This window comes from Paenibacillus sp. sgz302190, from assembly GCF_059820445.1.
In genome coordinates this window covers 10859-23497 of sequence record NZ_JBZYAO010000043.1, presented here as the reverse complement: position 1 = coordinate 23497, position 12639 = coordinate 10859, and the positions used below count along the sequence as shown (strand labels likewise).

12 protein-coding genes, 1 pseudogene and 1 riboswitch are annotated in these 12639 nt (G+C 54.2%); of the genes and pseudogenes, 2 read left to right on the top strand and 11 right to left on the bottom strand.

What is annotated here, in order from left to right:
* Positions 1-160 precede the first annotated feature (160 nt).
* From floT to AC6RNO_RS31065, 10 genes and pseudogenes are all read right to left on the bottom strand, one after another.
* The gene (floT, locus tag AC6RNO_RS31110) at positions 161-1675 is read right to left on the bottom strand and encodes a flotillin lipid rafts scaffold protein FloT (protein WP_474686869.1); all 1515 of its coding nucleotides are present in this window, start codon (positions 1673-1675) and stop codon (positions 161-163) included.
* Positions 1676-1697: 22 nt separating this feature from the next.
* On the bottom strand, positions 1698-2213 hold the full coding sequence (locus AC6RNO_RS31105) for an NfeD family membrane protein (RefSeq protein WP_474686870.1): 516 nt from the start codon (positions 2211-2213) through the stop codon (positions 1698-1700).
* Between the two features lie 157 nt (positions 2214-2370).
* Positions 2371-3225: a 4-(cytidine 5'-diphospho)-2-C-methyl-D-erythritol kinase gene (ispE, locus tag AC6RNO_RS31100; RefSeq protein WP_474686871.1), complete on the bottom strand. Its 855-nt coding sequence runs from the start codon at positions 3223-3225 to the stop codon at positions 2371-2373.
* A gap of 609 nt (positions 3226-3834) precedes the next feature.
* Complete coding sequence (locus AC6RNO_RS31095) at positions 3835-3984, bottom strand: hypothetical protein (protein WP_488438134.1); 150 nt, start codon at positions 3982-3984, stop codon at positions 3835-3837.
* Positions 3985-4594: 610 nt separating this feature from the next.
* Positions 4595-4765, bottom strand: a pseudogene (locus AC6RNO_RS31090) (small, acid-soluble spore protein, alpha/beta type); the annotation flags it as partial.
* Positions 4766-4882: 117 nt separating this feature from the next.
* Positions 4883-5155 carry a biofilm formation stimulator Veg gene (veg, locus tag AC6RNO_RS31085; protein ID WP_474686874.1) on the bottom strand — a complete coding sequence of 91 codons (273 nt, stop codon included), beginning with the start codon at positions 5153-5155 and terminating at the stop codon, positions 4883-4885.
* A 379-nt stretch (positions 5156-5534) separates the two neighbouring features.
* Entirely contained in the window at positions 5535-6383 is an 849-nt protein-coding gene (yabG, locus tag AC6RNO_RS31080) for a sporulation peptidase YabG (RefSeq protein ID WP_497107854.1), read from the bottom strand.
* 55 nt (positions 6384-6438) lie between these two features.
* A complete protein-coding gene (gene rsmA, locus AC6RNO_RS31075) occupies positions 6439-7338 on the bottom strand; it encodes a 16S rRNA (adenine(1518)-N(6)/adenine(1519)-N(6))-dimethyltransferase RsmA (RefSeq protein WP_497107853.1) in 900 nt (299 codons plus the stop codon).
* Positions 7339-7348: 10 nt separating this feature from the next.
* Entirely contained in the window at positions 7349-7885 is a 537-nt protein-coding gene (rnmV, locus tag AC6RNO_RS31070; protein ID WP_488438135.1) for a ribonuclease M5, read from the bottom strand.
* Positions 7886-8002: 117 nt separating this feature from the next.
* Entirely contained in the window at positions 8003-9142 is a 1140-nt protein-coding gene (locus AC6RNO_RS31065) for a resuscitation-promoting factor (RefSeq protein WP_488438136.1), read from the bottom strand.
* A gap of 290 nt (positions 9143-9432) precedes the next feature.
* A riboswitch (cyclic di-AMP (ydaO/yuaA leader) is annotated at positions 9433-9633 on the bottom strand.
* Between the two features lie 282 nt (positions 9634-9915).
* Between AC6RNO_RS31065 and AC6RNO_RS31060 the strand changes: the two genes are divergently transcribed.
* Complete coding sequence (locus AC6RNO_RS31060; protein WP_474686881.1) at positions 9916-10659, top strand: ABC transporter ATP-binding protein; 744 nt, start codon at positions 9916-9918, stop codon at positions 10657-10659.
* Positions 10656-11885, top strand: coding sequence for an ABC transporter permease (locus AC6RNO_RS31055; RefSeq protein WP_497107852.1), 1230 nt, complete (start codon positions 10656-10658; stop codon positions 11883-11885). The genes AC6RNO_RS31060 and AC6RNO_RS31055 overlap by 4 nt, the downstream gene beginning before the upstream one ends.
* Here the strand turns inward: AC6RNO_RS31055 and AC6RNO_RS31050 are convergent.
* Positions 11871-12638 (bottom strand): TatD family hydrolase, encoded by a 768-nt coding sequence (locus tag AC6RNO_RS31050; RefSeq protein WP_497107851.1) that lies wholly within the window; start codon positions 12636-12638, stop codon positions 11871-11873. The two genes, AC6RNO_RS31055 and AC6RNO_RS31050, sit on opposite strands and share 15 nt — an antisense overlap.
* Position 12639 lies beyond the last annotated feature (1 nt).

Below are 12639 nucleotides of genomic sequence, written 5' to 3'. Positions count from 1 at the left end.
ATAATATAAAGAAAATATACCATTTTTATACGTATTTATTCAAGCTTCGCCGTGAAAATTAATTTGACATAAATGTGACATAAAAATAACATTTGTCAATGCCAAAAAAGCCCGTTCCCCTAAGAGAAACGGGCCGATGCAGAAAATCGCGGCGGCTCGGCTACCCTTCGCTTGCGTTCGGCGCGTCACCCCGAATTTGCCGGGGCGCCGAGCTGTCTGCGGACGAGCCCGCCTTGCTTGTCAAATTTTTAATAATCTCCTCCACGTCGATGCCTGACACGCTTTTCAACATTTCCGGCGCTGTAGACATCAGCTTCGTTACGTAGTTGCTCACTCTGGCCGCGCCGTCGCCGCTTCCGGTATCCACAACGGTCAGCTTATCTATAGAACTGAGCGGCTCGGCGATTTTGCCGGCAAGCTCGGGAAGCATTTTCACGATGATATCGAGGATCGCAGCCTCCCCGAATTTCTGGAACGCCTCCGCCAGCTTCTCCTTCGCTTCGGCTTCAGCCAGCCCCCGCAAGCGGATGACCTCCGCTTCTGCCGTACCTTTCGCCCGCTCCGCGTCGGCGATGGCCATGCCTTCGAGTCTGCGCTGCTCCGCATTCGCTTTCGCTTCAGCCTCGATCGTGTACTGGCGGGCGTCCGCCTCGCGCATCTTCTTCGCTTTGTCGGCTTCCGCCGCCTGCTCGACGGCATAGCGGTCGGCGTCCGCTTTCTTTTTCACTTCCGCGTCGTACTGCTTCTGGCGGACCTGAATTTCTTTCTCCTGCAGGTCGATCTCACGCTCTTTCCGCACGAGCTCGACTTTCATCTGCTCCTCGACCATCGTCTGCTTGGCGCGGGCCTCCTGGATGTGATACGCCTGATCGGCTTCCGCCTTGGCCGTATCCTGCACCTTCTTGAAGGCGGCGATCTTCAATTCCTTCTCCTTGCCCGCCTCCGCGATGTTCGTATCCCGCAGCAGTTCGGCCTTCTGCCCCTCCTCTTCGGCGCGCGCCTTTTGAATCCGCGCATCGCGCACCGCTTCCGCTTCGGCGATTTCTGCATCCCGCTTGACCGCGGCTATCCGCGGCTTCCCTAACGCATCCAGATAGCCGTGCTTGTCGCGGACATCTTTGATCGTAAAGGAAACGATTTGCAGCCCCATCTTTTTCAAATCCCGCGCCGCTACCCCCTGCACCTCCTGGGCAAAACGATCGCGGTTCCGGTACACCTCCTCGACGGTCATGGAGCCGAGAATCGCCCTAAGATGCCCTTCCAGCACCTCCTGCGCCTCCCCCTTGAGGGATTCGATCGGTTTGCCCATGAACTGCTCGGCGGCTGTAGCCACATCTTCGACGGCTCCGCCGATTTTGATGATCGCGACCCCGTCGGCAATAACGGGCACCCCTTGCTCGGTATACACCTCCGGCGTGGATACATCCAGCTTGTGAGAAAGCAGCGACAAAAACTCCGACTGCTGAAAAACCGGCCATATGAACGCGCCGCCTCCGCGGACGATTTTGATTTTGCTTCCGGATTCGTCGGTGGAAATATTTTTATTCCCCAAAAAAGAACCGGTTATGATCATCGCCTCGTCAGGTCCGACCGTTTTGTAACGGGCCCAGAAAGCGAGACCGAATATAACGATAACTCCGACTACAAGAGCGGGTACAACTAAGAAATCAGGCATAGCTTCATCTCCCCTTCGTCATTTATTGCAAACTAGACACATACAGAGTTCCGTCCTTCACTTCCACCACCACTACTCTGGAGCCGGATGGAAGCTCGATGCCATCAAAGCTGGCCGCAGTATGATTCGTATTGCCGGCCCCTACACGGACCAGCACCTCCCCGAATCCCGAGGCGGGCACAGTCACCGTAACCTCACCGATTTTGCCGTTTAGCTGCCTGATGGAATAGCCGGTTGAATTCTCGGTGTTCTCCATCGGTTTGACATACCCGAAATAGACGGCCGCAGAGAGCAGAACGGCTATCAGCAGCGCCAGCAGCAATGCGGCCACCGAGCCTATTCCCGCGTATTTCTCCAGCAGTATGCCGGCGCCTCCGAAACCGGTTACAGCGCTCGCCAGCACCATTGGCTTTACAATATCCAGAGACAAAAAATCGAACAAGCCGTCCAAGGCATGGCTGATCAGATCGCCGAACAGCACGCTGACAATAGCAAACAACACGCCCCCGGCCAAACAACCCCAATACAGTTCAGTCATGGCAGCCCTCCTTTGCCAATCTGATTTGTCGTTGCCTACATATAGTAATACGCATACAACGGCCGTTTTGTTGCGAAAATCCCCAATTTCGCTCATAAAAAACGAAAAAAGCCCCAAAAAGGAGCTTTTTCAAAACAAACCGGCCCGTATCTGCTCTTTACGTTAACATTCTCACTGCATATACGTCTTTGCAAAATCCTCTCAACCCGTTGTAGATGCGGGGAATTTTGGCCTCCTTGGATACCAGGCCAAAAACCGTCGGCCCGCTGCCCGACATCAGCACCCCGTCTGCACCGAGCTTTTGCATGCATTCTTTCAAATGCCGCACCTCCGGGTACAGTTCCAGCGTCACTTCCTCCAGCACATTGCCCATCCCGTGGCACAGCTGATCGAACTGCTTGTCGCGAATCGAGTCCAGGATAACTCTCGTCGAGGGATGACGCTTGATTTCGCGGGCATTCAGCTTGCCGTAAATTTCCGAAGTCGACACATTGATCGGGGGCTTGGCCAACACAACCCAACATTGCGGAGGCGAGGCGATCGGCTCCAGCTTCTCCCCTCTGCCCCGGGCAACCGCCGTGCCGCCCGTCACGCAAAAAGGAACGTCCGAGCCCAGCTCGGCTCCAAGCTCCTGCAGCTCTTTCACCGGAATGTCCAGCTTCCATAACCGATTGAGCCCGCGCAGCGTAGCCGCCGCATCGCTGCTTCCTCCCGCCAGCCCTGCGGCTACCGGAATCTTTTTATCCAGATGGATGTAAACGCCCTGTTTGACGTCGTACCGATCCTTGATCAACCTGGCGGCTTGAAAAGCCAAGTTTTTTTCGTCAAGCGGAATATACCCCGCCTGGGAGGAAATGATGATCGTGTCGCGCGGCAGCTCCTGCATTTCGATCCGGTCCGCCAGGTCCACCATCGTCATGACCATTTCGACTTCATGATAACCGTCTTCTCTTTTATGTAAAACATCAAGGGATAAGTTGATTTTGGCCGGTGCTTTTTCAAAAATCTTCATCCGATCACCTTCTTTTGCTCGTTTGCCGTTAAAACATTATAACAAAAGCGCAAAAGAAAAGCTAAAGCATTCGACACAGCTCGTCGGAACGATGGCCCCAGCGGTTCTCGCCGCTGGATGGCGGCGAAGCCGGTTGCCAAATGCGGCCGGATAGCTCACGCCAGCCTGTGGGCAGAGAGTGCGGGGTTTTACGAAGAAACCTGTGCGCTTCGGGGAAACCCACCGATTATGCACGGAATGCCGCTTATAATAAGCAGACTGAGCCAAGAGGTCAGAGCACTGAGCGGCAGCGGCAAAAGCTGCCGGAATGCTTTGAGGCCAAGCCCATCCGGCCGCATAAGGATGAACTGCTCGTGTACACGCACCGCCAGAGCCGGCAGTACATCTGCCTGGCAGCGCGAAGAAAACCCGCAAAAACCCCCATGACGTCGTGGACGTCACCCTGCAGAATGAAAATAGTCAGGTCTACTGCGTTCTATTTTCGTATAAAGCGCAAAAGTGCAGGTTTTTACTCGATGATGCGCCAGCCACGAAAAATTCCTGCATATGTGCAGGTTTTTGCCTGTTGGTACGCCGGCAACGAAAAATTCCTGCAAATGTACAGGTTTTTCAGCGAACATTTGGGTTCAGACTCATTTTGCCCAGAAATTCCTGCACAATTGCAGGCTTTTCCTCAAAATGAACCCCATAAACAGAAAAAGCCTGCACTTTCGCAGGTTTTTCGCTTTGCCAAGCCGCTTCACGAATGGCCGTACCCACAATTATGGGTCACCTCTGGCTGCCCTAACAAAGTATCGCTGGACAATTTAACTTTCGCAGGTGATCCGTACGCAATGCCGGTGATTCAGAACGGCTGCTGCGGCTGCCTGGCCGCATATGAATACCCTGTCTGCCCCTGTACGCCTGAAGCTACCTGGTTCCCCTGGAGCCCTTGAGCCTCCTGCGCCGCGTATCCGTAACTGCCACCACCTGGCTGGAGACCCTGGCTCTGCTGTGCAAAGCTGCTTGTCCCTCCGGCATACGGCTGCGCACTGCCGACCGTTCCTCCGGCGTACGGCTGCGCACTGCTGACCGTTCCTCCGGCGTACGGCTGCACACTGCCGACCGTCCCTCCCGCGTACGGTTGCGTACTGCTGACCGTTCCTCCGGCGTACGGCGGCGCACTGCTGACCGCTCCTCCGGCGTACGGTTGCGTACTGCTGACCGTTCCTCCGGCGTACGGCTGCGCACTGCCGACCGCTCCTCCGGCATACGGCTGCGCGCCGCCGACCGTCCCTCCGGCGTACGGCTGCGCACTGCTGACCACTCCTCCCGCATACGGCTGCGCATAGCCTCCAGAGCCTTGGCTTACCGGGGCCCCTGGCGAGTACTGCTTGGCCAGCGCCTCCTCCGCAATCTGAATCGCCCGCTTGACCATGTTGCCTGCGTCCTTCGTGCGGATTCCTTCCCAGCCTTCCCGCTGTACCACATCGTAAAAGCCAAGGTCCTTGGCCAGCTCATATTTGAAACTTTCCGACATAATGCTTCTTCTGCGTCCCATCGCTATCCCTCCTGAAGTAAAATAGGAATGTACGGATAGTGTGCCGCATTATCGCCAACTCCATGCAAAGCAAAAAGCAGACCCTATGCGGGCCTGCCGTTATGACAATGCATTAAGCTAATGTTGAATATAGGTGATACGGACTTGTCCGTCATCGTTGCAAACGGTCACTTCCACGGATTCCGTCAAGATATCCGCGTAGCTGTAGGAGACCCGCTTAAATGCGTTGGACTCTTCCAGCTTAACAATAAATACAGAAGGGTAGGTTTCTTCTAAAACACCGGAACGCTCGATAGTCTTTCGCCGACCACCATTTGCTCGCAACATGATCTTCTGCCCGACATGGGGCTCCAAACTGCGTTTAATTTCCAACAGCGCATTTTTTGCCATTGTCAACTACCACCTCTTTCCTTGTTAATTATAACCGATCGCGGCCAAAATGTCAAATTAGGACCAAATATTATATCAGCCCGACAATCCTGTTGTCAACGGCATATCCGCCTAATTTTAAATTTGCTTGGTGTTTAGGTTGCCTCCAAAGATTGTAAATTATTCACTTTTTTTCATGAAATATATTTTCGACATATACGGAGGCATTTAGCACCGAAAACGGATGCCGCCCACACGGCGAACAAAACCAAAGAAAAAGCGCCCAAACGCGAATGGACTTTGCACAAGTCGATTCGCGCCTGGGCGCTTGAATGGATACGCACCGAGCGCAGCTCACAACGCGCGGTTTCACAACTGTATGAATGGCGGTCGTTGAGTTTCACACATTTGCCTGCGAGTGCTGAATGCCGGGAATCCCCATCCGGTAGCTGCCTCGCGTATCGACTCCGCCTAATCCGTCTAACCCCGTAACCGTCAAGCTGACGATGTCCAGCATGGAAACGGTATCTTTGACCGACGTATAGGACAGCTTAGCCGCAATGCACAAGGGGTCCAGAGCATGAATCAGCACGCGGGCCGGGGAGCTGGCAAAATTCGCTCCGGCCCGCAGCAGCGCTTCAAAATGCGACTGGCAGGCTCCGGCCACAATGATCAAGGAATCGCGATCGCGTTCGTACTGCCTGGCGACCTGAACCGCGCTCACAAAATGAAGCGAATTTTTGTAGCTGCTCAAGTTGTTGATATCGCGGTTTTTACGGTTTTTTATTATGCCGTCATGTCCGGTAATGACGACGATATCCGGCTTAACTTGCGGCAGCAGCCGATACAGCGCATCCGGCATCTGGGCTTCGGGGACGTAAAAGCCCTCCGCAGGCACGCGAAGCTCTCCGTACAGCTGCATGCATTTGCGCAAATAGGCCGGGTCTCCGTCCACATGCAGTATTTTACCCGGCACTTCAAAATAGCTGACGCCGGAGTGCTGATTCTTCTCCTGCTGCTGCTCCCTGGCGATTTCAATTCGTCGCAGCGATTCCCGATATTGCGGGGTGCCCGACCGGAGATGATCCGGCGTGACGCCGCCAATCGCAAGCAAGTCCGTCAGGGGCGCATCTGCAAGCAGCCGGTAATCGACACCCCGCAGCACGGCCTTCACCTGCTCGATACGTTCGATTTTGAAAATGACGTCTCCGCCATAGGATTTTCGGGTAACAAAGTCTCCTTGCCTCATCGCTCAATCCCCTCCTAGGGCTATCCTATGGCGGGGATGGGCATTTGGTGCGGGTTTATTTGCAGCCGTGCGCGCGGAGGGCCGACGACAAGCGCGCGAACTCTTCCATGCTGAGCGTCTCACCGCGGCGCGAAGGCTCGATGCCGATGCCGTGCAGGAGCGCCTCCAGCTCAGCCTTGGTGTCTTTGGCAAAGAACCGCGCAGCCAGGTTGTTGTAAAGGGTTTTGCGCCGCTGGACGAAGGATGCCTGGACGACTTCGAAGAAGAAGTCGGCGTCCGCCACCTCGACCGGCGGGGTTTGCCGTACGCGCAGCCGGATGACGGCGGAATCGACGTTCGGCTGCGGGACAAAGACGGTGCGCGGCACGATCGTGACAAGCTCCGGCTCGCAGTAGAACTGCACGGCAATGCTGAGGCTGCCGTAGTCTTTGGTGCCCGGGCGGGCCGCCATGCGGTCGGCCACCTCTTTTTGAATCATCACGACGATATTTTCCAGCGGAAGCTTCTCTTCGAGAAGCTTCATAATGATCGGCGTCGTGATGTAATAAGGCAGGTTGGCAACAACGCTGATGCCGCCAACACCGGCAAAATGCTGCCGGAACAGCTCCGGCAGGTCCAGCTTTAACACATCCCCACGCACGACCTGGGCATGGGGGTACGGCTCCAGCGTCTCGCCCAGGATGGGCAGCAGACGCTGGTCGATTTCGATGGCCAAGACGCGCCCAGCCTGCTTGGCCAACTGCTGGGTGAGCGCCCCGATGCCCGGGCCGATCTCCAGCGCGCCCTTGTCCGGGCCGAGCCCGGCGGCGGACACGATTTTGTGCAAAATATTCTGGTCTACGAGAAAATTTTGTCCGAGGCTCTTTTTCAGCACCAGATCGTGCTTCTTAAGTATTTCTTTCGTTCTGTTCGGTGTAGCGACATCCTCAGGAAGCGCCCGGTTGGAAGTATTCATGTCACAGCCCTCATTTATTTAGTAATTCTACCGCCGCTTCAAACTCCTCGCGGGTGATTTGAAACATCGCACAGCGCTTGTAAAATTGCTTGCCGTTGCAGTAGCCGATGCCGAGCGCCTTGCCTGCCTCCAGCCTCCGGGAGGCCGCTTCGGCGTGGACGATGAGTCCCGCCGCCATCAGGTCCTCCCAGGTGACCAGGGAGACGGCTCCTTCATACTCCGTCCGCAAATTGCTCAGCGCCTGCCGGATCGTCTCCGGCGACGCGTTCTCAACCCCGATGTCGCCCTTGTACTCCGCCTGCTCCTGCGTAATAAAGGCATGCTTGCAGCCGGGCACCTTCGCCGCCACGATTTTGCGGATCCGCTCCCCTGCATGATCCGGATCGGTCAAAATAATAACTCCGCGCCGCTCCTGAGCCAGCGCGATCCGTTTCAACACGGCCGGACCTATTGCGGAGCCGCCGGTTTCGATCGTATCCGCCTCCACGGCCCGGCGAATCGCTGCGGTATCGTCTTTGCCCTCGACAACGATAACTTCTTTTATCATACAACGTTCCTTTCCCTGTACGCACAAAAAGAAGAGGGGTCTCCTCTTCTTTTGCCATTCGTGAACGACCTATCTATCTATATATACATTCTGCCCATGCAGAAACCGGATTACCCCTTAATTCTCAGTCGGCTTCTTCGGCCCTACGACATAGACGGTATAACCGTTCTTCGTGCCGAATTTGTTGGCATAGCTCTCATCTTCGAAGTAAACGTCGATCGTTTGCCCTTTCACGGCGCTGCCTGTATCTTCAGCGCGCCGGAAGCCAATACCGTCGATGTACACCCACCATCCGAGCGGAATAACCTTCGGATCTACCGCGATCGTTCTGCCTTCGGTGACTGTAGTTCCTGTAAACGTCTTGCCAAACCCGGGGCTGTCCGCGGATTTGCCGGTAGACTCCACTCCCGCCGAATATGCGGTGAGTTTCACGTTTTTGAGAATTTGTTTGTAGCCGAATTTGACGCCATTCTTTGAAATTTCATCCACGCTAGGGGATGAGGCCGATAAAGCGACGACCGGATTTTTCGTGCCGATGGCAACGACTTTTTTCACACTTTCCGTTTGAACCTGTTCATCTACAACTGCTTCGGAAACCAAAACGCCGTCTTCGAATACTTTTTCCATTTTTTTCAACAGAACGCCCTCTTTGCCTTCCTGGACGACCTGTTCCTTGCCTTTGAGCAGCGATGCATCGTTCTTCTTCTCGGTATCGAACGCGATCGGTTCCGTTGTTTCGTTCTGCTCTTTCTTTACCCTGACAACTTTGACTGTATCGCCGGGTAAAAGCGAAGATGCCGGTTCAGGAGTGACTCGGTCAAGCTCCCCAAGTGCAATATGTAAATCCTGCAATGCACTTTCAACCGTTCTTGCAGTTGTGTAAACAGTGGTGGTCTTTCCATCAGCAGTCAATTGAATCGGTGACGCATGATCGATCACGAATTTCTCTCCGCCCTTGATCGGAGTCGTGAGCGCTGCAGAAACTTGATCGTGTTCACCAATCTTAATGGCTTGTTCATCCAGTAGGCGTTGCAGGACCCATTGCTTCGTATGCACAACGGTTTCTTGTCCATTCACAACTACGGATACGCTCTTGGTAGCCGTACCGTACAACAACACCAAAAACATGAAAGTCATAGCGATTGAAATCATACCTAGGCTTAAAATCAAACGCAAGTTTTCATGCTTCCATCGTAGTGCCAAGGACATGCTGGATGATCGACTTACATGGGTCTCGGTTAAAGAGATGTTGCCCACTTCTTCGGTCCTCCTTCAAAGCCTCGCCGCCCGTGTGTTACGCATGATTAAATTAGACGCGACTAAGGTCAGTTTGTGATTAACTTAATAAGCCTCTCCAGCTTTGCAGCGGAGTTCACCCGACAACAACGCGGCCATTACCGGACGCTGCTGCGGTAGTCCCACCTCCTTCGCTTTTCATCCTATGATCATCTAGCCTGCACTATCTCGAAAAAATGAAAAGACCAGCGGAAAGAGGACTCTTCCCGTGGCCTTGTATGCATAGAAAAATACAACCAGACACGACAATCGTTACCTCTCTCGGTACGCTTACGAGGTTAGCTGACGGATTCGGACGTGAGAGTCGCCCTACCTGGACAACAAGCTGCTTGCTCGTTGTCGTTGGATTCACCCCTGATATTCATTCTGCTGGCATTCGGCGGTTGCATGTGCTTCCGAATGTTTGCAGCGGTTCCCCCGTTCCCATAAATGGAACTCAGCGAATGGAAATTTGGCAAATTGGTTATTAAGTTATTATGAAAAGTATATTACGCTGTAAATCTAAACCTGTAAAGGGATTATCGCCCGCTAAAAAGGGCGGAATTCGGAAATAATAAACATTTCCGGCTATAAATCTTGGTCTTTAGTACGTTTTTCTCATTATAACGTATTCTGACGCTTTTTTTCGCAATTCTTACGTTTAAATTAGGCTTTAATAGCAATTTTGTTTATAATGGGGATGGGTGAAATTGGTTCAAAAATGCCAATAATTTGCTGAAAAGGAAGGCCTTTCGATGAACCCCATTCTACAAGTCGACTCCCTCTACGGGGGATATCTTCCAGGAAAACCTGTCCTGCACGGACTTACTTTTTCAATCCGCCAAGGTGAAATGATGGGCTTGATCGGACTCAACGGCGCAGGCAAAAGCACGACAATCAAAAATATTCTCGGCCTGCTTCATCCGCAAAAAGGCACGATCCGCGTCAGCGGCCTCACCCTGGCGGAAGACCCGCTCGCCTACCGAGCAGCGTACGCTTACGTTCCCGAATCGCCCGAGCTTTACGAGGAACTGACCATCCGCGAGCATCTGGAGCTGACGGCCATGGCATACGGGCTGACCAAGGAGCAGTTCCTGACCCGATCCCAGGCGCTTTTGGAAGAGTTCCAAATGAAGGACAAGCTGAACAGCTTTTCCAGCCATCTGTCCAAAGGCATGAAGCAGAAGGTAATGATCATGAATGCGTTTTTGATCGAGCCCGCCTTGTACATTATCGATGAGCCCTTTCTCGGGCTTGACCCGCTGGCCATCCGCTCGCTGCTTGAGCTTATGGTCCGCATGAAGCGAAGAGGAGCCAGCTTCCTCATCTCCTCGCACATTTTGTCAACGATTGAAAAATATTGCGACAGCTATGTCGTTTTGCATCGCGGCAAAATGGCCGCCCAGGGAGATTTGGGCGAACTGCGGGTGCAAACCGGGCTTGCCAAAGCGTCGCTCGACGACATTTTTTACGAGCTGGTTCAAGGTGATTCGGTATGAAGGACATGGAGGTCAATATCACTGGTTTATGGCAGCAGCGCCTGGGGCGGTATTTAAAGGAAGCTTCGGGGTACTGGCTCTACGCGGCGCGCAGCAACTTTGTCGGCTTCATGTTGTTTCTTGTCATTATTTCTTCCTATTATTATGCCAAAACGTTGCAGCAGCTTCCGACAAATTATCCGTATCTGTGGATCGCTTTGCTGCTGCTTGTTCCGCTGCTCGGGTCGAGCCCGATTCGAACGCTGGTCCGGGACGCGGACCGCATGTTCCTGCTGCGGATCGAGCGTCAGATGGGCGCTTACTTTCGCAGCGCGCTTCTTTACAGCTTTACGCTGCAAGCCTTCTGGTCGCTGATTGCGCTTGTCGTGCTGTGGCCCCTGTACCGTCACTGCGAGGGTGCGGCCGCTCAGCCGTTCGTCCTGATGCTGATGCTGATCCTGCTGGTCAAATTCGCCAACATATTGGCCGGTTGGTATGAGAGCCGCTTCGTTCACACCTATGCAAGAACGGCCTCCGTCGTATTCCGCTGGGTAGCGTCGCTCGTTATCGTCGCCGTGCAGTTCGACCGCAGCTTCTTTTGGGCGAGCGCAGCCGCGCTCGTTCTGATTTTGCTCTGGTTGGCGGCAGCCCGTTTTGCGGCCGTCTATACGATCGGCTGGGATTATCTCATTGCCAAAGAGAAGCAGCAGCAGGCTCGTCTGTACATGTTCTTCAACTGGTTCGTCGATGTGCCCCAGCTGCCGACGAGGATTGCGCGCCGCAGCTGGATTAGCGGAATTACGCGCTATATCCCTTTCAAGCAGGACGCATCCTATTTATACTTGTATGCCAAAACATTGCTGCGCACGGAGCTGTTCGGCATCGTTCAGCGGATTACACTGCTCGGGGCGCTCGCCATCTTCGTTGTCTCCGGCGATGTGGCCAGGGCAGCCGCTTTTCTCATCGTGATTTTGATTTCCACCGTTCAATTGACCGGCATCGAGCGTGCGCACCGCTATACGTTTTGGCTGGAAATGTACCCGCTGAACCGGATGACGAAAGCCGGATCGATCGCTTTTCTCATCTGGTGCGTGCTGCTTGCCCAAATCTGTGTGCTTACGATTCCGCTCCTGCTGCGCTCTGCGGCCGTATACGCGCTTGTCCCTGCAGGCAGCCTCCTGCTGGTCTCGTTCATCTGCGGCGTTGTGCTCCGCCGCAAATATCGCGCCGCTCTACTTGAGACCTAGCAGCCGAATAGCATTCCCTGTCGTAATAGCCGCCAGTTCCTCCAGGCTGATTCCGCGAATTTCCGCGGCGGTTTCGGCGACAAGCCGGACATACGCCGTTTCGTTGCGCTTGCCGCGGTAAGGATGCGGAGTCAGATAAGGGGCGTCCGTCTCAATGAGCAGCCGGTCAAGCGGCACTTGCGCCAGCACCTCTTTGGGCTGTCTGGCGTTCTTGAACGTGACGGGCCCGCCGAACGAAATGTGGAAATTCATATCCAGACACTGCTTGGCCGTCTCCCAACTGCCCGAGAAGCAGTGCATGATCCCTCCCACTTCCGCCGCCTTCTCCTCTTTTAACACCTGCAAAACATCCTGGTGCGCATCCCGGTTATGAATGACGATTGGCATGCCGAGCTTGCGCGCCAAACGAATCTGTTCGCGGAATATGCGATCCTGCACATCCTTCGGCGAAGTATCCCAGTAATAGTCCAGGCCGATTTCTCCGATGGCGACCACCTTTTCGTGCTTGCACAGCTCCTCGATCCATTCCAGATCTCCCGGCTGCATGAACTTGGCCTCCACCGGATGCCAGCCTACCGTCGAGTAAATAAAATCGTACCGCTCCGCCAACTCGATCGACGTCGGAATCGTCTCGCGGTCAAAACCGATATTTACGATCCGCGTAACGCCTGCATCCAGCGCCCGCTGAATCATCTCCTCCCGATCCTCGTCAAATTGCTTCGCATTCAAATGAGCATGTGTATCTGTCAGCATG

Bases quoted from the DNA above. Each gene is read 5' to 3' on its own strand.
- floT (WP_474686869.1), bottom strand. From the start codon at position 1,675: ATGCCTGATTTCTTAGTTGTACCCGCTCTTGTAGTCGGAGTTATCGTT.
- AC6RNO_RS31105 (WP_474686870.1), bottom strand. From the start codon at position 2,213: ATGACTGAACTGTATTGGGGTTGTTTGGCCGGGGGCGTGTTGTTTGCT.
- ispE (WP_474686871.1), bottom strand. From the start codon at position 3,225: ATGAAGATTTTTGAAAAAGCACCGGCCAAAATCAACTTATCCCTTGAT.
- veg (WP_474686874.1), bottom strand. From the start codon at position 5,155: ATGGCAAAAAATGCGCTGTTGGAAATTAAACGCAGTTTGGAGCCCCAT.
- yabG (WP_497107854.1), bottom strand. From the start codon at position 6,383: ATGAGGCAAGGAGACTTTGTTACCCGAAAATCCTATGGCGGAGACGTC.
- rsmA (WP_497107853.1), bottom strand. From the start codon at position 7,338: ATGAATACTTCCAACCGGGCGCTTCCTGAGGATGTCGCTACACCGAAC.
- rnmV (WP_488438135.1), bottom strand. From the start codon at position 7,885: ATGATAAAAGAAGTTATCGTTGTCGAGGGCAAAGACGATACCGCAGCG.
- AC6RNO_RS31060 (WP_474686881.1), top strand. From the start codon at position 9,916: ATGAACCCCATTCTACAAGTCGACTCCCTCTACGGGGGATATCTTCCA.
- AC6RNO_RS31055 (WP_497107852.1), top strand. From the start codon at position 10,656: ATGAAGGACATGGAGGTCAATATCACTGGTTTATGGCAGCAGCGCCTG.
- AC6RNO_RS31050 (WP_497107851.1), bottom strand. From the start codon at position 12,638: ATGCTGACAGATACACATGCTCATTTGAATGCGAAGCAATTTGACGAG.